We start from the raw sequence: 19,296 nt of genomic DNA, 5'->3' as shown, positions 1-19,296 counted from the left end.
CCTTGCCCGCGGCAAGCGAGTGTATTTTTGAACAAGCAACCCATAATAATATGAGATATAAAAAAATGGCTCTCACATTAGTGAGGGCCATTCTTATTCACTGGGTTTTGTCCCAGCCTCCAGGCCCCTCACCGAAGTGAGGGCCATTTTCATAAACGGATTTATTTTAGAAACTTTTTTAATTTATTCGCCGGTCTCCTGTTTTTTAGGTATGACAGAGAGATTCAATTCATCAAGCTGGGCATCACTTACACTGCTCGGAGCATTTGTTAACAGGCAGCTGGCACTGGCTGTTTTTGGAAAGGCAATCGTTTCACGTAAGTTCGTTCTTCCGGCCAGAATCATAACCAGCCGGTCAAGTCCCAAAGCAATCCCTCCGTGAGGCGGCGTCCCGTACTCAAAGGCATCCAGTAAAAACCCGAACTGGCTTTTAGCTTCCTCATCAGAGAAGCCGAGAGCTGAAAACATTTTTTCCTGAAGCTCCCTTTCGAAAATACGCTGAGATCCGCCTCCGAGTTCATATCCATTCAACACAAGGTCATAGGCATCTGCTTTTACTTTTTCAGGAGAGGTTTCAAGAAGTTCCTGATCTTCTTTTACCGGACGGGTGAAGGGATGGTGTTCTGCCACATACCTTCCTGCATCTTCATCATAAGAGAGTAACGGGAATTCTGTGACCCACAGGAAATTAAATTCTTCATAGTTAACAAGGTTAAGTTCCTTGGCGAATTTAATCCGTAACGCTCCTAACGCGTCCCAGGCTACCTGTTTCTTATCTGCTACGAAGAAAAGGATATCTCCTGCTTCTGCCTCAAAACTGTTAATTAGCCCTGAAGCTTTATCTTCGTCAAAGAATTTGGCAATTGGCCCTTTCAATGTGTGGTTCTCTTCTACTTTTAACCATGCGAGCCCTTTTGCTCCATAGATTTCTACAAAGGATCCCAGACTGTCCAGGTCTTTTCGGGAGTATTGATCTGATACTCCTTTGACACAAATTCCTTTAACTACTCCGCCGTTCTTAACAGTATTGGCAAAAACTTTAAAATCACTTTCTGCCACCTGTTCAGAGACATCTTTTAATTCCATCCCGTAACGGGTATCCGGCTTATCGGAACCAAACCGGTTCATAGCTTCTTCGTAAGTAAGTCTTGGAAAAGGTTTAGGAACGTCAATACCTTTTATTTCTTTAACAATTCTCACCATCATATCTTCCATCATCGAAAGTAAAGTCTCTTTTCCCATGAAAGAAGCTTCAATATCCACTTGAGTAAATTCCGGCTGCCTGTCAGCTCTTAAGTCTTCATCCCTGAAACAGCGTGCAATCTGATAATAACGCTCAAAGCCTGAAACCATCAGCAGTTGTTTGAAAAGCTGAGGAGACTGGGGCAGAGCATAAAACTCCCCGTGGTGCACTCTTGACGGCACAAGATAGTCACGCGCCCCTTCAGGCGTACTTTTAGTCAGCATAGGTGTTTCTACTTCCATAAAGTTCTGTTCATCTAAAATATCACGGATCAATTTAGTCGTACGGTACCTCGTATACATCGTGTCATGCATTTTTGGCCGGCGTAAATCAAGATAACGGTATTTCAAGCGCACGTCCTCAGAAATCTCTTCTTCATCTTCAATCATAAACGGGAGTCCTTTAGCTGCATTTAAAATGTGAATCTCTTCAGCCATGACTTCCACTTTACCAGTGGCAATTTTATCATTAACGTTTTCTTCATCCCTTGCTACCACACTGCCTGTTACTTCAATAACGTATTCATTTCTGACTTTCTCGGCTACTTGGTGGGCTTCACTGTTTTCTTCCCCATTAAATACCACCTGAACGTGGCCGGAGCGGTCGCGTAAATCCACAAAGATGACCTGGCCTAGATCACGGCGTTTCTTGACCCACCCTTGGAGTGTGACCGTCCGGCCTATTAATTCTTCCTGAACTTTTCCGCACACATGTGAACGTTCTTTCACAATTAATCCCTTCCTTCTGCATAGTCAGCTTTGAAAATTTTATCTTTTATTTCATTAAGGGGCACCAGTTCCTGATCCCCGGTTTTCATTGTTTTCATCATGACACTATTTTCTGCTAGTTCATCTTCGCCTAATATCAATACATAATTAGCCTGCTGGCGGTCGGCTGCTTTCATTTGGCCCTTAACTTTCTTTTTCATATAATCGGCATCCACTTTAACTCCTTCTTTTCTTAACTGGTGAAGAAGCTTTGGCGCGGCGTTTTTGGCCGCTTCTCCCATTGTGACAATATAAGCGTCCAGCCCCTGGTCCACAGGAAGCTCAATTCCCTGAGTTTCAAGAGCCATCAAAAGCCTTTCAATGCTTAAAGCAAAACCAATACCGGGAGTGGCAGGGCCGCCGATTTCTTCTACAAGCCCGTTATACCGTCCTCCGCCTGTAAGGGTAGTAATGGCTCCGAAGCCTTCTCCGTCAATCATAATCTCAAAGGCTGTATTATTATAATAATCAAGACCGCGAACAAGACGAGAATCCACTTCAAAAGCAATATTCATATCTGTGAGATACTTTTTAACCTGGTCAAAATACTCTTTTGACTCATTGTTTAGATAATCCAGTATTGATGGAGCTGTCTTCATGAGCTCGTGATCCTTGTCTACTTTGCAATCTAAAATTCTGAGAGGGTTTTTCTCCAGCCTTGTTTGGCAGTCACCGCAGAACTCTGAAATACGCGGCTTAAAGTGACTGATAAGCGCATTGCGGTGATTGTTCCGGCTTTCAGCATCTCCCAGGCTGTTAATCACAAGCTTTAAATTATTCAAACCAAGTTCCTGGTAAAAATCCATCGCCAGCCCGATAACTTCTGCATCCACCGCCGGGTCATCACTGCCCATTGCTTCTACTCCGAGCTGAACAAACTGCCGCATTCTTCCTGATTGGGGACGTTCATATCTGAACATTGGCCCTATGTAGTAAAGTTTGACTGGCTGGTCAGCCCACCCGTGCATTTTATTTTCTACAAATGCCCTTACCGTAGAAGCCGTCCCTTCAGGCCGCAGGGTTAAGCTGCGCCCTCCACGGTCTTCAAACGTATACATTTCCTTTTGGACAATATCAGTTGTATCGCCCACTCCCCGTGCGAACAATTCCGTCTGTTCAAAAACAGGTGTGCGTATTTCTTTATAATTGTACCTTCTGCAAAGGTCATGTGCTTTCTGCTCAATATACTGCCATTTCTTTGACTCGGAAGGCAGAATATCCTGAGTACCTCGCGGGATTTTATACTTCATACTGTTTCCTCCTGACATCTATACTTTTTAATAAAGGATCTGTTAAATTTTGCAGTTAATATTAATCGTATTTACCTTTAACAGCACTTATATAATAAAATTTGACAATATAAAAAACCCCCACCCCTGAACTTGTCAGGGACGAGAGTTAATTCCCGTGGTGCCACCCTAATTGAAGCTGATAAAAAGCTTCCACTTAGATCAGTTAACGCCTGATTTACGATTCTTCCTACTGCCTCAAAAGGTTTCGAAAAAATACCTAAGGAGTGTTCATTCATAAAGGTTCAAATAGAAATGCTTCCAGCCCAGGCATTTCCTCTCTGTTTTTGAAAATCTCTATTACTATGCTCCCTCAAAACGGTGTTGAAAAGTATTTCTTGAATTTTAATCTATCATACGAATTGTATTCAAATGTGTCAACCTCTATTTACAGAACTGTGCTTTAATTTCGTTCGAGCTTTTTCTTCAGAGCTCTGACCTCTCTGATTGACAACCCGGTTTCTGAGAGTGATTCAAACAGGGTTTCTCCCTGTTCAGCTTCTGAAAACCGCTGCAAATCCGGATTCATAAGCCGGCTTTCGGCAGCTGTAAATTTTTCATGGTTGAATCCTGATCGCATGAGTAAAGCCCCCTTCTTTTTAACTTCATTGTAGCCATAAAAAAGGGGATTTACTCATTTTCATTTACTTTCCACAATTAAGGTGACCGGTCCATGATTTGTAAATGAAACATTCATCATTGCACCGAAAGATCCTGTTTCTACTTTAAGGCCGTGAGCTTTCCTGAGCCGGTCATTAAATTCCTCATAAAGGCTTTCTGCCTGTTCAGGCTTAGCAGCTGCCATAAAGTTTGGACGGCGCCCTTTCCGGCAGTCCCCGTAAAGAGTAAATTGAGAGATCGACAAAATCTGGCCGCCCACGTCCTGGACAGATAAATTTAACTTTTCATTCTCATCTTCAAAAAGTCTGAGATTTGCTATTTTATCTGCTGTATAATGGGCATCTTCGGCAGTATCTTCATGGGTGATCCCGACAAGAAGAACAAGACCATGGCCGATCGCTCCCACCTCTTCTTCATTTACAGTCACCTTTGCTTCCAACGAGCGCTGTACGACAACCTTCATACTGATCTACCTCTCTGTTAATGTTAATGCATAATTCTCCGGACAGAATATATATCTGAAATCTGTTTAATTCTGTCTACAACCCGCTGAAGGTGGGAGATATTTTGAATGGAGATGGTCATATTAATAGTGGCCATCTTATTTTTATCAGATTTTCCCGAAACCGCATTAATGTTTGTTTTAGTTTCCGCTACAGCCTGAAGAACATCATTAAGCAGCGCTCTCCGGTCATAACCTGAAATTTCAATATCCACATTATAGTTTTTCGGTTTCTGATGATTGCCTTCCCACTCTACAGGCAAAAGCCGTGTATTCGCTTCTTCATTATTAATATTAGGACAGTCTTCCCGGTGAATGGACACTCCTCGTCCTTTCGTTATATAACCGACGATATCATCCCCTGGAACAGGATTGCAGCATCTTGATAAACGGATCAGCAAATTATCAATCCCTTTAACACGCACGCCGGTGCTTGTCTTGCTAACGGTTTTCTCCTGGGGTTTCAATTCCTCAACCGCTTCAGACAGCGATTGAGTTTCCTGTTCTTCGTCCTGCTTTTTACGAATATCATCTGTGAGCCTCGTAACAATTTGCGCCGCAGTAATACCGTTATAACCTACAGCAGCGTACATATCTTCTTCTGAAGAAAAACTGAATTTGTCTGCTACGCGCTCAATATTTTCAGCAGTCAGCACTTCCTTAAGAGGATAACCTTTTTTCTCAATTTCTTTCTCTACCTGATCCCGGCCTTTTTCCACATTTTCTTCACGCCGCTCTTTTTTAAACCATTGTCTGATTTTATTTTTAGCATGAGAGCTTTGAGTAATCTTAAGCCAGTCCTGGCTTGGTCCGTAGGAATGCTTTGAAGTAAGAACCTCCACGATATCCCCTGTCTTCAGCTGGTGGTCGAGGGGAACCATTTTTCCGTTAACTTTAGATCCGATACAGCGGTTCCCTACTTCAGTGTGAATCCTGTAGGCAAAATCTAAAGGTACTGATCCTTTTGGAAGCTCGATAACGTCCCCTTTAGGAGTGAACACAAAGACCATATCGGAAAACAGATCAATTTTAAGTGATTCCATAAATTCCTGAGCATCATTTGCATCATTTTGCCATTCAAGAATTTCCCTGAACCAGGACATCTTTGTTTCTAAAGACTCTGAATCATTAACCGTTTTCCCTTCTTTGTATGCCCAATGAGCCGCAACCCCGAACTCAGCTACTTTGTGCATATCCTCCGACCGGATTTGCACTTCAAGAGGATCACCTTTCGGCCCGATGACAGTCGTATGAAGGGACTGGTACATGTTGGCTTTCGGCATGGCAATATAATCTTTAAAACGGCCGGGCATTGGCTTCCAGTGAGTATGGATGGTCCCCAGTACCGCGTAACAGTCTTTGATGCTTTTTACTATAATCCTTACCGCAAGAAGGTCATATATTTCATTAAACTGTTTATTTTGAAGGACCATTTTACGGTATATACTGTAAATGTGCTTTGCGCGGCCGTTAATTTCAGCCTGCACATTCATACTCGCCAGCCGTTCCTTAATCTTATTTTGAACCTCTTCTATATAGTCTTCACGTTCAGCCCGCTTTTTCTTCATGAGATTAACAATACGGTAATATTGCTGCGGATTTAAATATCGTAAAGATGTATCTTCCAGTTCCCACTTAATTGTGGAGATACCAAGACGGTGCGCCAGGGGTGCGAAAATTTCCAGTGTCTCATTAGCTATACGCCTTTGTTTTTCCGGCGGAAGATGCTTTAAAGTCCTCATATTATGAAGCCTGTCAGCAAGTTTAATAAGGATGACTCTGATATCCCTGGCCATAGCTACAAACATTTTGCGGTGGTTCTCGGCCTGCTGCTCTTCTTTAGATTTATATTTGATTTTTCCAAGTTTCGTTACTCCGTCAACAAGCATGGCTACTTCTTCACCGAACTGCTTCTCCAGTTCTTCAAGAGAAATATCTGTATCTTCCACTACATCATGAAGAAAGGCAGCTGCTACTGTATTAGGATCCATACCTAGTTCAACCAGGATGCCCGCTACTTGAACCGGATGCCAGATATAAGGCTCACCGGATTTACGGTACTGCTCACTATGGGCGTAGTCGGCCATCTCATAAGCTTTCCGCAAAAAGGCAACATCCTTATCGGATAAATATTCACTTGCTTTTTTTAGTACTTGTTCACTAGTCATGGAATCACCTAAATCATCCTAAAAATTTATTGGAAAAACCGTTTTTCCAAAAATGAGCAAATATATCAAAAATTTAGAAGTTATCTCTATTATTAATAAATTTATTCGTCTTGTAAAGCGACGTGAAATTTGTCGAATTAGTTTATAAAAAAAGGGTCTCTTCCGGAGAAAAGACTTTCAATAAGCATAACATATTTTTTATAATAATAGCATTTTTTATTACTTAAAGTATACAGCAGGAGGAGTGCTCTCAAGCACCCCTGTCTGATTTAATATTCCATTAAACTGAACACATCATAATTTTCCAGCTTATCCCTGCCGTCTAAATAACTGAGTTCAATCATAAAAGCAATGCCCGCTACAATGCCGCCAAGTTTTTCCACCATTTTGATGGTCGCTTCAATTGTTCCGCCGGTTGCTAAAAGGTCATCTGTAATTAATACTCTTTGGCCGGGGTTAATTGAACTTTTGTGAATGTTTAACGAGTCTTTTCCATACTCAAGGCCGTAATCCACTTCCAGCACTTCTCTTGGAAGTTTCCCTGCCTTACGCACAGGAACAAAACCGATCTCTAAAGAATATGCGATTGGACAGCCAACTACAAACCCTCTCGCTTCAGGGCCAACTACGACATCAATATTTCTGTCTTGTGCATACTTTACCATTTCATCAATTGCCTGCTTGTATGCTTCGCCGTCTTCCATCAATGTCGTAATGTCTTTAAAACGCACTCCTTCTTTTGGAAAATCCTCAACTACAGTAATGTACTGCTTAAAATCCATAATGTTTCCTCCTAATTTCACCTTGACTATATTATTTCTCCAGCATTCATCTCTATATTAGCTAAATTGAGCCTGTATTGCCGATGGTAATTGATCGTTATTTATAACCCGGTCCATCCAAAGTTTTAACGAACGGTAGGATGAATAATATAATTCATTTTCAATATGACTTAGTTCAAGATGTTTTTGATAAGTAGATGATGCAGTTAGATCTTTCTTTTGCGGCTGGGGGTTTATTTCAATTACACCATTGTTCATTTTAACAAAATCCAGTTCAAAAAACACCTTACTCATAAATTGGACAGCGTTTTCTGACCAGCCTTTATACTTTGCCAGTTCATGTGTTCTGTTTTTTATATCAAATGATTGCCGTTTTAACAGAAACCCGTAAAACCATTTAAACTGGTCCCTTGTAGGAACCGCTTCAAAGAAATAGTCTTTCTCATGGATAAATGCTGCATAAAGCCTTTCAAGTTTATGAGCCCTGCTGATAACCTGTTTAATAGCCTCGGTAGAGTCAGGCAAATCCAATAACAGTATATTATCAGCCTTCTCAATTTTTTCAAGTTCTGCACTCTCATCAAAGTACCTGACTATTTCCCAATGGTTGGGCAAGCGGCTGAACCATTTACTTGAAGACTCCTGAAACACCACTACTGTACAATGCCTGAGGTTCATAAAAGGCTCATTTTGCCACAGCCTCTTATCTCCCCTGAAATCAAATAGCTGCCATTCCTTTACTTTTAAATCTTCTATAATAAATTGCGGTTTGCTTTGCCCGTTCCATTCATTAACTGCCAGCTTGCCTACTGCCGATACTCTTGACAGAGGGGAAATATGGTCATGCAAATCCCCCATTCTGAAACCGATACAATCCAGCTGTTTATCTTTCCCGGTATTTTCTACAACCAATTTTAAATGGTCCCCATTGGCACCAATTTTTTTAATCATTTGAAGATTGACATCATTGATTAAGAATTTAGGAGCAGGATTCCCCATCCCAAACGGCGCCATTTGCTGCAAGTCGTAAATAGCCTGAAGGGAAACCTCTTCCAATGATACTGGAAGATCGATATCCAGAGATTTTTTCCAATCATCTTCCGATAAGCTGTTTAGTGCGATGTCGGTCAGTTTATTCTTTAAAAGTTCTACATGTTCAATTTTTAAAGTCATTCCGGCCGCCATAGGGTGCCCTCCGAAATGCGGAAGCCATTCCCTGCACTGGGACAGTGAGCGGAACATATCGAAACCTTTAATACTTCTGGCTGACCCTTTCGCTAACCCTGTCTCTTGATCGTAACTTAAGACGATCACAGGCCGGTAATACTTTTCTACAAGCCTGCTGGCTACAATGCCAATAACCCCTGCATTCCATCCTTCATTCCCAACTACAATGACAGGCGGAACGCCTGCTTCTTCTACTTTGGCCTCAGCTTCTGCGGCAATTTCTTTTACAATTTTTTGCCTTTCTTTATTCAGATCATCAACCATTTGTGCTAACTCATCGGCTTCTGCCAAATCCCCGGTAATTAATAACTCAACTGCCGGGTCGGCAGCATCAAGCCTTCCGGCTGCGTTAAGCCTGGGTCCGATTAGAAAACCGATCTGCTCTTCATTCAGTTCCTGAGGGTTAGAGCCTGTCCGTTCTAATAAAGCTTTTAAACCCGGACGCTGATACCTTGAGAGCGATTGTACCCCTTTTATTGTTAAAAATCTGTTTTCCCCCTGTAGTGATACGAGATCGGCTACCGTTCCAATAGCAGCCAGATCATAGTATTCTTCAGGGATTCTGCCAAGCAGCGCCTGGGCTACTTTGAAAGCTACCCCTACTCCGGCCAGATGGCTGTTCGGATAAGAACACCCTTCCTGTTTAGGATTAATTACGGCAAATCCCTCGGGGATGTCCGGCGGCGGTTCATGGTGATCTGTAATAATTAAATCTATACCCAGTTCTTTTGCCACTTGAGCTTCATGGACAGCAGAAATACCTGTATCCACTGTAATAATTAAAGAGACACCTTCTTCCGCCGCCTGCCGAAAGGCATTCTCATTTGGCCCATATCCTTCCGTAAACCTGTTCGGAACATAGAATCCGGCTTCGGCTCCGATTTCCCTGAGTGTCATATACATAAGCGACGTGCTGGTCACGCCATCCGCATCATAATCTCCAAAAATAAGGATGCGCTCCCCGTCCTGAATGGCTGTTTTAATTCTTCCAACAGCCTTATGCATATCTTTCAATTGAAAAGGATCATGTACAGCCTCTTCATCCATATGTAAAAACGCGTCTATTTCTTCTTTAGTTTTAATTCCGCGCTGGACAAGAAACCTTGCCGCAATTTTTGATATTCCTATTTTATCTGCAAGAAGACCAACTTCTTCTTCATCAATTTCCGTTACATTCCATACTGCTTGTGAAGAAAGCATAAAAAAACCACCCCTGACTCACTTATTATACAAAAGGTCAGGAGCGGGAGCAATGAATCAAAGGACCATTAAACATGTTTTTTATGTTGTCCGGAAGGATCATCAGGCTTACCTGATTCTTTTTTATCCTTTCTTTTAGCATCTCCACTGTGTGATTTTAACTGTTTAATTTCCTGCTGAAGGCGGTGAATTTTAACCATCCCCACACTGCCGACAATAAGTCCGCCCATAAGGACTGAACCGAGGATAATGAGTACAAGCGGCCACTCGTTTTGGCCGAATAAATAATTAACTTCTACAGGGTCTACATTAATAACAGCAAAAATAGCAATGATAAGCACGAAAATGAGACCTGTAATTAAACCCCATTGTCCCTTCATTTTATGTCTCCTCTCTCGTATAAGGATTGATATGGACGCGGACGTCCTGGACGTACCCATCTTCCATCAGCTCTTTTTTAACTTCTTTTCCGATACTGTGTCCTTCTTCCACTGTGATTTGCGGATCAACTGCTATTTTTATATCCACTATGACATAATGGCCGTGCTCTCTTGCCAGAAGTTCGTCAATTTTAAGTACACCTTTTACCCTGCCGGCTTTTTCGAACATATCAACTGTGTCTTCTTCATGGAGGACGTGGTCAAGAGTGTTATGAATCGCTTCACTGCCCAATTTCCAGCCCATTTTCATAATCAAAAGAGATACAAAAATTCCAGCTGCAGGATCCATATAAACCAGCCAGTCTAATCCGATGTTTCCGCCAATAATTGAAGCACCGACACCCACTAATGCAGCCAGTGAAGAAAAGACGTCAGAACGATGATGCCAGGCATCAGTGATTAAAGCATCGCTCTTATATTTTTTACCCAAAAAGATTTTATACCTAAACATTAATTCTTTCACAACAATAGAAAATAAAATAGCATAGATAGCAATTATTCCGGGAACAGCTATCGGTTCATAAAAAGAACGGACAGCACTAATAGCGATTTCCAGTCCGACCACAAACAACAGGACAGCCACTATAATTGCCGTAACTGTTTCAGCTTTTCCGTGTCCATAGGGGTGGTCTTCATCCGGAGGCTGTTTAGCGGCCCTTATACCGATCAGAACTGCTACAGAGCCAACCACATCTGAAGCTGAGTGCACGGCATCAGCAACTAAGGCGCGGCTGTCTGCGAGCATACCTATGATTCCTTTCAGCACAGCTAAGACGACATTACCTGCAATACCTACCCACGCGCCAAAGCGCACTTTTTTATACCTGATATCCTGGTCCTGACTTGTCATATTAACCACTTCCTTAAGTTTCACAACTAGTCACATCTTTGGTTTTATCTTACCGTTTTTATACACTGGAACCAAATTATTTCTAAATAATCTGGTCAGGGGTGCTCCATATAATCACTAACTTTTAACATTCCCTTAGTCCAATAAAAAAACGGCGCTGGGCGCCGTTTTCTTTATGCTTCCGGTTGTTCCGTCTGTACCTTGCGGTAACGGATTTTTTTCAGCTGGCGTGATTTCAGCACCAGCCAGATTTGTGCAGCAATAAAGAGTGAGGAGTAAGTTCCTGCTACCAGGCCGACCACAAGAGCAAACGAAAACGTCCTGAGGCCTTCACCGCCAAGTATAAACAGCGCACCCGCAGCAAACACGACTGTCAGGACAGTGTTGATTGACCGTGCGAGAGTCTGCACCAGGCTTTTGTTGACCACTCTGGCTAAGTCGGTAAAGTCTTTTACTCTTTTCTCAAATTTCATATTCTCACGAATACGGTCAAACGTTACGATCGTATCGTTAATTGAATAACCGATAATCGTGAGAACCGCCGCAATGAATGGAATGTTGACCTCCATTTGTACGATGCTGAAAATGGCAAGAATGAAAAGTGCGTCATGAAATAAGGCTATAATCGCCGAGATACCGTATAAAAATTCAAATCGGACAGTGACATAAACAATAATGCCCACTGCAGCAATAAGAACTGAAATCACTGCATTCCGGGCTAACTCTTCCCCGACAATCGGCGTTACTGTACTAACGTTTGGCGTGTTGCCGTATACATCTTCAAAATGACTTTGCACCGCCAACGTTTCTTCCTGGTTCAATCCGCCAATAAAGGAGGCGCGTCCGATCTCATTATTTTCGCCGGCAAGCGTAATGTCGTCCGGAGTAAGCCCTACTTCTTCAAAATGTTCATTAATTTCATTGGCTGTTACTGTTTCCTCAGCCATGACATCTATAGTCGTTCCACTCTGAAAATCTATTCCCAGGTTTAATCCTAAGGTCGCCAGAAGAATGACACCTGTTAACAGAAATACTGCCGAAAAGATAAAAAACTTCTTTCTATGCTTTATAAAATCGAGTTTTGTTTGTTCGTGATCAAAGTTCACTGATTTCACGCTCCTTCACGCCGAACATGCGGGGCTTTTTGTTGAGAATACGGCTGTTCACCCACAGCCCCAGCAACAGGCGCGCCCCGAACACAGCAGTGATAAAGCTTGTTAAAATACTGACAATCAGCATAACAGCAAAGCCTTGAACAGCACTGGTGCCAAAGTAGAAAAGGACACCGGCAGCCAGGATAGTCGTAATATTCGCATCAAGTATGGTCGATAACGAGCGGCGGCTTCCGGCACGGAAAGCGCTGATCGTCGATTTGCCAGAACGCAATTCATCTTTTATCCGCTCAAAAGTAATAATATTAGCATCTACTGCCATACCCACTCCCAAGATTAACGCAGCTATACCAGGAAGTGTCAGAACAGCGTTTAACCAATTAAAGACAACAAGCACTAAGTAGATATATGCCGTGAGAGTTAAAACAGCAATTATACCCATAAAACGGTAGTAAACAAGCATATAAGTAAATATGAGCGCTACACCAACCATGCCGGCGTTTATAGCCATATCCATGGATCGTTCACCTAAAGACGCTCCTACTGATTCAGCCTGCAGTTCAGTCAATTCCACCGGCAATGCCCCTGCATTTAATATTCCGGCAAGATCCTGAGCTGAATCCACGGTGAAACCGCCTTCGATCATCACATCCCTGCTAGGAATGACGTTCCTGACTGTAGGCGCTGAAACGATTTTGGAATCTTCTTTTGCCATTTCTTCTTCAAAAGAATCTTCTTCGTTATAGTCCAGCCATATTGCCAGGATGTTTTCTCCAGGAGGACGGTTGCTTAAATCTCTGGTTATCTCTTCGAAAAGAGTGGGATCATCAACTGTTACTGTTACAATCGGCTGGTTAGTCTCAGGGTGGAAGCTTTGTCTCGCTCCTCCTTCAACTAAATCAGACCCGTCCATTTTTAATTCATCATTTACATCCCTGAATGAAAGACGTGCTTCAGTCGATAATAATTCACGGGCTGCCGCCTGATCGGTAACACCCGCCAACTGTACCCGGATACGGTCTTCTCCTTCAATTGTAATATTTGGTTCTGACACACCCAGGACATCGATCCGCGCATTTAACGCACTGACAGTGTCACTGAGCAGTTCCCTGTTCACTTCGCTTCCTTCATCGACCGGCTCCACTTCATATAAAACTTCAAAGCCTCCCTGAAGGTCCAGCCCTAAACTAATATCTTCGGCATGGTCCTGGACATTTGTTGCAATTAGAGCGCCTAATGCAATTATTATGGCAAAGAATGCAACAATCAGCCCTTTTCTGACCCCTTTTCTCTTTTTCATGAACGCATGATCCTCCTTCACAAATCCACATAACGATACGGTCCTGAACGGAAAGCAGGACCGTTTGGTTAAACGTTTCGTATATCTCAAACTCTGCAGCTAAAAAAGCTAAAGTAATACAGCTGTTTCTGTAAACCAGTAGTACCATTATAGCGATATTGAAAAACCAGTGTCAATATCAGGCAGAACCCCTAAGCGTGGTCTTCCCCATAAGTATTTAACCTGACATCCACAGGTTCATCGCGGTCAAACCAGTCAGGCCCCTTATAAGCTTCAATAGTTAATAAATTCATATAGTCATTGGCTTTAAGTCTGAAAAGTTCAGCTGCAATCCAGTGTGTCCTTATTTTATCGGGCTTGTCTTTATTTTTTTCCATTTTAGCAATAAAACATTCCCATACATCTTTCTCAGTTACGTTTTCGTAACCGAGCATGTGCCACTCTTCCACTTTACTTTGAATAATTGGCTCCAGCTTAATTTTCCAGTAACTCCACTGTTCTATCGCCATTTAGTTTTCCTCCTCGAATAATAAATTGTTTTAGAGAGAGCTTAGTCACTGTTGTTCCGGCTGCTTAACAGAAACAGAAAAAAACAGCAGGATCACTTTTAAGCAGCAAACTATTTTTTTGAACCTAGCATAAGAGCTGTATAAGCGCCAGCAGCGAAAGTGAGAAGGCTTGGGAAAACTTGAGCCCCCCCGTTGCCAAATCCCGGGTAAACAAGCACACACGACCCGAGCAGAAGGCCTATTATAGCGGCGTAAGTCATATACGGGTAATTGTTAAGCAAGTATTTAATAAACTTACTGCTTATCACAAAACCGACAATTATTCCTGAAGCCAGAATGAATATAACAGGTAAATCCAGCGTAGCCAGGGCGTTCATTGCTGTGTAATAAACGCCGAACAGAATGAGAACGAGCGCTCCGCTCATTCCTGGAAGAAGCAATGACATGCTGGCCACCCAGCCGGCAATAAAAAACCAGATGCCGTTAACCATTGTCAGGTCCAGTACGACAGCCGCCTCGTCAGGATTTATAATACCTATAGTGCCGACGAGTGAAGCAGTAAGAATAAGAACTGTGTAATGTAGCGCCTTAAATTTTCTTTTCATATCTGACTGTTTAAAGAGCAGCGGGACGACACCGATGATAAGCCCTAAAAAGAAAAACTGCGTCGGCTGTTCAAAGTGGGTGATCAGCCACGTTATCAGTCTGCCGAAGGCCATAATCGCTCCGATAATTCCTATCCCTAAAGGTATCAGGAACCCTAAGGTCTGACGCCACCTAGGGCTGAAAAAATCACTGATCGAAACAATTAATCTATCATAAATGCCTAAAACGAGTGCAATCGTCCCTGCACTCACCCCCGGGATAATGTTACTGACTCCCATCAGCATCCCCCTGTAAATATTTTTCCATTCCACCCTTTTCACTTCTCCTTTGTTTGTCCCTTTTTCACTATGTATATTAGCAGATTTAAAAAATATATATTTATTTTTCAAACCTTGTCATGCTTGGCCACCTTTTCAGCATATACATCTTTAGCGAAAAAATCTATGATTTTTGAAAAGAAAGTAGGGACCGGAATGACTAGACAAACTTTTTTAAAAGGAGCCGTTATTCTAATTTTAGCAGGGTTAGTTACGCGGATTCTCGGCTTTATTAATAAAATAGTTGTTGCACGGATAATGGGTGCTGAAGGGGTCGGCCTGTATATGATGGCTGTGCCTACATTACTGCTTGTCATTACTTTAACCCAGCTTGGACTGCCGGTTGCCATATCCAAACTGGTCGCTGAAGCAGACGCGGAAGGCGACAGGCCAAGAATTAAACGAATTTTGGCAGTTTCCCTCATGGTCACAGGAACCTTAAGCATTGTTTTTACAGCTTGTATGATTTTATTTGCGCCAGTTGTCTCTTCGACTTTTTTAACTGACAGCAGAGCTTTCTATCCGTTAATCGCCATTTCACCAATTGTACCAATTGTCGCTCTTTCATCTGTTATCAGAGGCTACTTCCAAGGCTTGCAGAACATGAAGCCTACAGCCTATTCACAAGTGATCGAGCAAGTTGTAAGAATTACTTTCGTTGCCGCCTTAACTTCTTTGTTCCTGCCTTACGGGGTTGAATACGCCGCCGCAGGAGCTATGGTTTCTGTGGTGCTTGGAGAGCTTGCTTCTCTTGTATTTATGATTACAATGTTTAAACGGAGAAAAACGTTTAAAGTAAGAAAACAGTTTATCAGTCAAGTCAAAGAAGGGAAAGATACATTCAATGATTTGATGACGATTGCGCTCCCTACAACAGGCAGCAGGCTGATCGGTTCACTTTCCTTTTTCTTTGAGCCTATTGTTGTTGCCCAGAGCCTGGCTATTGCCGGAGTTGCAACTGTGGTGGCTACCGCTCAGTACGGCGAACTCGCCGGATATGTCATCCCCATGCTGCTCTTGCCTACGTTTATTACTTATTCTTTATCCGTTTCGCTGGTTCCTGCTATAAGTGAAGCAGCTGTTGTAAAAAATTATGAAATGATTCATCACCGTTTGGCCCAGGCCCTTCGCTTTGCACTGATTTCCGGCGGTGGTGCTGTGGTTATTTTATATATCTTTGCAGAACCTGTTATGGACCTGGTTTATAATGCTCCTGAAGTAGCAAGTTATTTGAAAATTATGGCGCCATTCAGTCTCTTTTTGTATTTTCAAGGACCTCTTCAGGCAACCCTTCAGGCTCTTAACCTGGCAAAAGCTGCGATGATCAACAGCCTGATAGGGGCAGGAGTGAAAACAGCGGCCATTTTTATCCTCGCTTCCCGCCCTGAATTAGGCATTATGGGCGCAGCCTTAGCTATTGTTCTGGGTTTTCTGTTAGTAACGATGCTCCATTTCGCCACCCTTGTTAAAGCGATAAGTTTCACCGTCCACCTCCGTGACACTATTAAAGTACTTACCGCCATGGCAATCAGCGGGTTTGCAGGCCGCCTTGTCTGGATTTCGCTCAGTCAGGATTATTCATTATTATGGCAGACTGTGATCAGTATTTTGTTTACATCTGTTATCTATATGGCTCTTGTCCTGCTCATGAAGCTTATCCATAAAAATGAACTCAAAAAAATGCCAGTTATAAAAAAGTGGTTTTGATGCAAACCAAAAACTGGGGGGACTGTCCCCCCAGTTTTTGGTATTACTTATCTTTTAAATCTACGTACAAGGAGTGGTCTTTATTTAAGGAACAAAAAGAGATTTCTTTCACGTTATAGTACCCCAGTTCCCTCAGTTCTTTTCTGAGCCATTTCTCATCCTGTTTTATTTCCTCAAGATGATCAGCCTGGATCTCCCCGTCCAGAATTAAAGGCAGCGGGAGGAAGGAAGGCTTTCCGGTAATAAGCTGATCAGGGTCTTTCCGTATGACCGATAATTCCCCTGAAGGTTCCAGAATAGCAAATTCCACATCAGACATGTACTGTACGTCTTTCTGCCTGAGCTGAAGCATTAAATCATCAAAGTTATACCTTTGTCTGCTCATTTCTTTTTCATCTATTTTTCCCTGCCGGATAATGACCGACGGTTTACCGTCAATTAATTTTCTTAACCCTCTGCTTTTTAATGAGATATAAGCAAGGGAAATCTGAATCATCATAAGTAGAAACATAGGGACAAGCTGATGTGTGACAGGAACGCGGATATTTTCAATAGTCATAACTGCCAATTCAGCAATCATTAAAGAAATGACGAAGTCAACGATTGATAATTGCCCAATTTCCCTTTTTCCCATGAGTCTGAAAACAACCAAAATGACAAAATAAATAACGAGCGTCCGAATGACTATAGTATAAAGCTCCATTTCTCTCTCCCTCATTCTCATATCCTCTGTATAGGTTTACCATTTTAACCAGAAGAATACTTAAAGAGAGCAATTCCATTGCTTCGTTTATAAAAAATCAGTTAAATATCTGAAATACAGATAAATGCTTGATATAACAAAAGAGACAAGAGCAGTCGGCACTCCGACTTTTAAAAAGTCCACATAAGTAAACGGCTGTTTTGCCTTCATGGCAAGGCCCGCGACAATGACATTTGAACTTGCCCCGATAAGTGTGCCGTTTCCTCCGAGACAGGCTCCTAAAGCTAAGGCCCACCAGAGAGGGTCAAGGTTTGTCATTCCGTATTCCTGGAATTCCAGAATGACAGGAATCATCGCAGCGACAAAAGGAATGTTATCAACAAACCCGGATAAAATTCCTGAGGACCATAAAATTAATAATGACGTAGAAGGTACATCCCCCTCCGTATAGTAAATAATCGATTTAGCTATTTCGTCTATTAATCCTGTTTCTTTTAAACCCCCAACCAGCATAAACAATCCCGCAAAAAAGAAAATAGTCACCCATTCCACCGCCTGGAAAACTTCCTCCGTCCTCTGGTCATCATTCGTCAACAGCATAAGTAACAGAGCGCCAGCCATAGCAATACTTGTTAACTCTACATTAAGCAGAGGCTGGGCAATAAACCCCGCTGTAGTCAATATAAGGACAGTGACAGATTTAAATAACAGGGAACGCCGTGTCAAATAAATTCTCGGGTTCACATTCATCAACTCTCTCCGGTCCTGGTCCCTTACAGTCAATTTGTTTTTGTAAAGATAAGATATTCCTGCCATGACGACAATGTAAATCACCAGAACAACAGGTCCGAGGTGAATGAGAAAATCATTAAAATTTAAATGGGCAACGGCTTGGCCAATCATTAAATTAGGGGGGTCCCCAATGAGCGTAGCCGTGCCTCCTATATTCGAAGCAAGTATAGTAGCGAGCAAATAGGGAATGGCAGTGATCTTCAGCATACTGGTAAGTGTTATAACAATAGGTACGATGAGAAGGACAGTTGTAACATTATTTAACAGTGCAGATCCGGCAGCGGTAAGTGTGGAAATGACTACTAATAAAGCAACAGGCTTTCCCTTAACCATCCTGGCCAGGGAAATAGCCAAAAACTCAAATAATCCGCTCTGACTCGTAATAGATACAAGAATCATCATCGATAAAAGCAGAATAATAGTGTGCCAGTCAATATGCTGCAAAAAGACATTCTCCAGATTTAAAACACCCGCGAGCAGCATAAATACCCCGCCGAGACACGCGACAAGTGCACGGTTAAACTTCTCCGCTATAATGAGCGTATAACTTGCGATAAATATAATCAGTGCCAGAATCCATTCCATAGAACAACGTCCCTCCCTGTTTCATCGATACATTCTATGAAAAAGAGTGGACAATCATGTTAAAAAACACGCAGTCATACAAATCAATCCAAAATTATTAAAAAAAGCCCGTCTATTTCCCCCTCTGGCAGAATAAGAATTATAAAAAAGACAGAGGTGAGTAAATATGCTTTCCCACAGATTAATAAGCAGTGTGCTTTATGGCGTTCTTACTATCTTTATAATAGTAATAGCAGCCAGTTTCATAAGCTCAGTCATTCTCCGTTATACAGAAATTGCGGAGGGAACATTCCTTTGGATTTTAATTATCCTTTCTTTTGTTGCATTATTTATTGGAGGATATATTTCAGGGGGGAGAACAGGTGAACGGGGCTGGTTTGCCGGTGCGCTTACAGCTTTGGTTTATTCGTTAACCGTTTTTCTGACACAGTACTTGAGTTTTAACGAAACTTTTGACTTACAGCAGTTGCTCATGCACAGCGGCTACTTGATAACAGGGGTTTTCGGAGGGATGATCGGTGTGAATATCCACGGAAATTCGCACAGGGACAGCTGACTATCCCGCCCACAGAAAAA

At 42.3% G+C, this 19,296-nt stretch carries 17 protein-coding genes and 1 other annotated feature; of the genes, 2 read left to right on the top strand and 15 right to left on the bottom strand.

Translation table 11 applies throughout. The features are described from left to right. Positions 1-183 precede the first annotated feature (183 nt). The 13 genes from aspS to K8O68_RS15135 all read right to left on the bottom strand — a co-directional run bounded on the left by aspS (position 184) and on the right by K8O68_RS15135 (position 14,927). The gene (gene aspS / locus K8O68_RS15195) at positions 184-1,971 is read right to left on the bottom strand and encodes an aspartate--tRNA ligase (RefSeq protein ID WP_230897702.1); all 1,788 of its coding nucleotides are present in this window, start codon (positions 1,969-1,971) and stop codon (positions 184-186) included. Positions 1,972-1,973: 2 nt separating this feature from the next. Continuing rightward, positions 1,974-3,260: a histidine--tRNA ligase gene (gene hisS, locus K8O68_RS15190; RefSeq protein ID WP_230897701.1), complete on the bottom strand. Its 1,287-nt coding sequence runs from the start codon at positions 3,258-3,260 to the stop codon at positions 1,974-1,976. A 134-nt stretch (positions 3,261-3,394) separates the two neighbouring features. Continuing rightward, positions 3,395-3,627: a binding site (T-box leader), on the bottom strand. 75 nt (positions 3,628-3,702) lie between these two features. After that, positions 3,703-3,879, bottom strand: a complete 177-nt coding sequence (locus K8O68_RS15185) for a hypothetical protein (RefSeq protein ID WP_230897700.1) — start codon at positions 3,877-3,879, stop codon at positions 3,703-3,705. Positions 3,880-3,939: 60 nt separating this feature from the next. Then, positions 3,940-4,383 (bottom strand): D-aminoacyl-tRNA deacylase, encoded by a 444-nt coding sequence (gene dtd / locus K8O68_RS15180; protein ID WP_230897699.1) that lies wholly within the window; start codon positions 4,381-4,383, stop codon positions 3,940-3,942. 23 nt (positions 4,384-4,406) lie between these two features. After that, positions 4,407-6,590: a RelA/SpoT family protein gene (locus K8O68_RS15175; RefSeq protein ID WP_230897698.1), complete on the bottom strand. Its 2,184-nt coding sequence runs from the start codon at positions 6,588-6,590 to the stop codon at positions 4,407-4,409. A gap of 269 nt (positions 6,591-6,859) precedes the next feature. Beyond that, on the bottom strand, positions 6,860-7,372 hold the full coding sequence (locus K8O68_RS15170; protein WP_230897697.1) for an adenine phosphoribosyltransferase: 513 nt from the start codon (positions 7,370-7,372) through the stop codon (positions 6,860-6,862). 57 nt (positions 7,373-7,429) lie between these two features. Next, positions 7,430-9,799 carry a single-stranded-DNA-specific exonuclease RecJ gene (gene recJ / locus K8O68_RS15165; protein ID WP_230897696.1) on the bottom strand — a complete coding sequence of 790 codons (2,370 nt, stop codon included), beginning with the start codon at positions 9,797-9,799 and terminating at the stop codon, positions 7,430-7,432. A 68-nt stretch (positions 9,800-9,867) separates the two neighbouring features. Next, complete coding sequence (locus tag K8O68_RS15160) at positions 9,868-10,179, bottom strand: LapA family protein (protein WP_230897695.1); 312 nt, start codon at positions 10,177-10,179, stop codon at positions 9,868-9,870. Position 10,180: 1 nt separating this feature from the next. Beyond that, complete coding sequence (locus tag K8O68_RS15155) at positions 10,181-11,089, bottom strand: cation diffusion facilitator family transporter (RefSeq protein ID WP_230897694.1); 909 nt, start codon at positions 11,087-11,089, stop codon at positions 10,181-10,183. 173 nt (positions 11,090-11,262) lie between these two features. Then, the gene (secF, locus tag K8O68_RS15150; protein WP_230897693.1) at positions 11,263-12,195 is read right to left on the bottom strand and encodes a protein translocase subunit SecF; all 933 of its coding nucleotides are present in this window, start codon (positions 12,193-12,195) and stop codon (positions 11,263-11,265) included. After that, complete coding sequence (gene secD, locus K8O68_RS15145) at positions 12,185-13,501, bottom strand: protein translocase subunit SecD (RefSeq protein ID WP_230897692.1); 1,317 nt, start codon at positions 13,499-13,501, stop codon at positions 12,185-12,187. Before secD ends, secF begins: the two co-directional genes overlap by 11 nt. Before the next feature lie 191 nt (positions 13,502-13,692). After that, a complete protein-coding gene (locus K8O68_RS15140) occupies positions 13,693-14,010 on the bottom strand; it encodes a post-transcriptional regulator (RefSeq protein ID WP_230897691.1) in 318 nt (105 codons plus the stop codon). 110 nt (positions 14,011-14,120) lie between these two features. Further along, positions 14,121-14,927: a DUF368 domain-containing protein gene (locus tag K8O68_RS15135; RefSeq protein WP_230897690.1), complete on the bottom strand. Its 807-nt coding sequence runs from the start codon at positions 14,925-14,927 to the stop codon at positions 14,121-14,123. Between the two features lie 162 nt (positions 14,928-15,089). On the opposite strand from K8O68_RS15135, the gene spoVB reads away from it, so the two are divergent. Further along, positions 15,090-16,640, top strand: coding sequence for a stage V sporulation protein B (gene spoVB / locus K8O68_RS15130; RefSeq protein WP_230897689.1), 1,551 nt, complete (start codon positions 15,090-15,092; stop codon positions 16,638-16,640). A 43-nt stretch (positions 16,641-16,683) separates the two neighbouring features. On the opposite strand, the gene K8O68_RS15125 is transcribed toward spoVB, so the two are convergent. Together K8O68_RS15125 and K8O68_RS15120 are read right to left on the bottom strand one after the other, a co-directional pair. After that, positions 16,684-17,343, bottom strand: coding sequence for a DUF421 domain-containing protein (locus tag K8O68_RS15125; RefSeq protein ID WP_230897688.1), 660 nt, complete (start codon positions 17,341-17,343; stop codon positions 16,684-16,686). An 87-nt stretch (positions 17,344-17,430) separates the two neighbouring features. Beyond that, a complete protein-coding gene (locus K8O68_RS15120) occupies positions 17,431-18,720 on the bottom strand; it encodes an ArsB/NhaD family transporter (protein ID WP_230897687.1) in 1,290 nt (429 codons plus the stop codon). 166 nt (positions 18,721-18,886) lie between these two features. Here K8O68_RS15120 and K8O68_RS15115 point away from each other — a divergent pair, with 166 nt between their 5' ends. Continuing rightward, the gene (locus K8O68_RS15115) at positions 18,887-19,276 is read left to right on the top strand and encodes a TIGR04086 family membrane protein (RefSeq protein WP_230897686.1); all 390 of its coding nucleotides are present in this window, start codon (positions 18,887-18,889) and stop codon (positions 19,274-19,276) included. Positions 19,277-19,296: the final 20 nt, after the last annotated feature.

The sequence above is a fragment of the Salipaludibacillus sp. CUR1 genome (assembly GCF_021028955.1).
GTDB lineage: Bacteria > Bacillota > Bacilli > Bacillales > Salisediminibacteriaceae > Salipaludibacillus.
The sequence above is the reverse complement of the archived record's forward strand: the minus strand, read 5'-3'. Positions and strand labels throughout refer to the sequence as shown.

What these genes read in the sequence shown, in the direction of transcription:
- K8O68_RS15175 (WP_230897698.1), bottom strand. Translation starts at nt 6,590, where the DNA reads ATGACTAGTGAACAAGTACTAAAAAAAGCAAGTGAATATTTATCCGAT.
- dtd (WP_230897699.1), bottom strand. Translation starts at nt 4,383, where the DNA reads ATGAAGGTTGTCGTACAGCGCTCGTTGGAAGCAAAGGTGACTGTAAAT.
- hisS (WP_230897701.1), bottom strand. Translation starts at nt 3,260, where the DNA reads ATGAAGTATAAAATCCCGCGAGGTACTCAGGATATTCTGCCTTCCGAG.
- K8O68_RS15115 (WP_230897686.1), top strand. Translation starts at nt 18,887, where the DNA reads ATGCTTTCCCACAGATTAATAAGCAGTGTGCTTTATGGCGTTCTTACT.
- K8O68_RS15185 (WP_230897700.1), bottom strand. Translation starts at nt 3,879, where the DNA reads ATGCGATCAGGATTCAACCATGAAAAATTTACAGCTGCCGAAAGCCGG.
- K8O68_RS15120 (WP_230897687.1), bottom strand. Translation starts at nt 18,720, where the DNA reads ATGGAATGGATTCTGGCACTGATTATATTTATCGCAAGTTATACGCTC.
- recJ (WP_230897696.1), bottom strand. Translation starts at nt 9,799, where the DNA reads ATGCTTTCTTCACAAGCAGTATGGAATGTAACGGAAATTGATGAAGAA.
- K8O68_RS15125 (WP_230897688.1), bottom strand. Translation starts at nt 17,343, where the DNA reads ATGGAGCTTTATACTATAGTCATTCGGACGCTCGTTATTTATTTTGTC.
- secD (WP_230897692.1), bottom strand. Translation starts at nt 13,501, where the DNA reads ATGAAAAAGAGAAAAGGGGTCAGAAAAGGGCTGATTGTTGCATTCTTT.
- K8O68_RS15155 (WP_230897694.1), bottom strand. Translation starts at nt 11,089, where the DNA reads ATGACAAGTCAGGACCAGGATATCAGGTATAAAAAAGTGCGCTTTGGC.
- K8O68_RS15160 (WP_230897695.1), bottom strand. Translation starts at nt 10,179, where the DNA reads ATGAAGGGACAATGGGGTTTAATTACAGGTCTCATTTTCGTGCTTATC.
- K8O68_RS15170 (WP_230897697.1), bottom strand. Translation starts at nt 7,372, where the DNA reads ATGGATTTTAAGCAGTACATTACTGTAGTTGAGGATTTTCCAAAAGAA.
- K8O68_RS15140 (WP_230897691.1), bottom strand. Translation starts at nt 14,010, where the DNA reads ATGGCGATAGAACAGTGGAGTTACTGGAAAATTAAGCTGGAGCCAATT.
- spoVB (WP_230897689.1), top strand. Translation starts at nt 15,090, where the DNA reads ATGACTAGACAAACTTTTTTAAAAGGAGCCGTTATTCTAATTTTAGCA.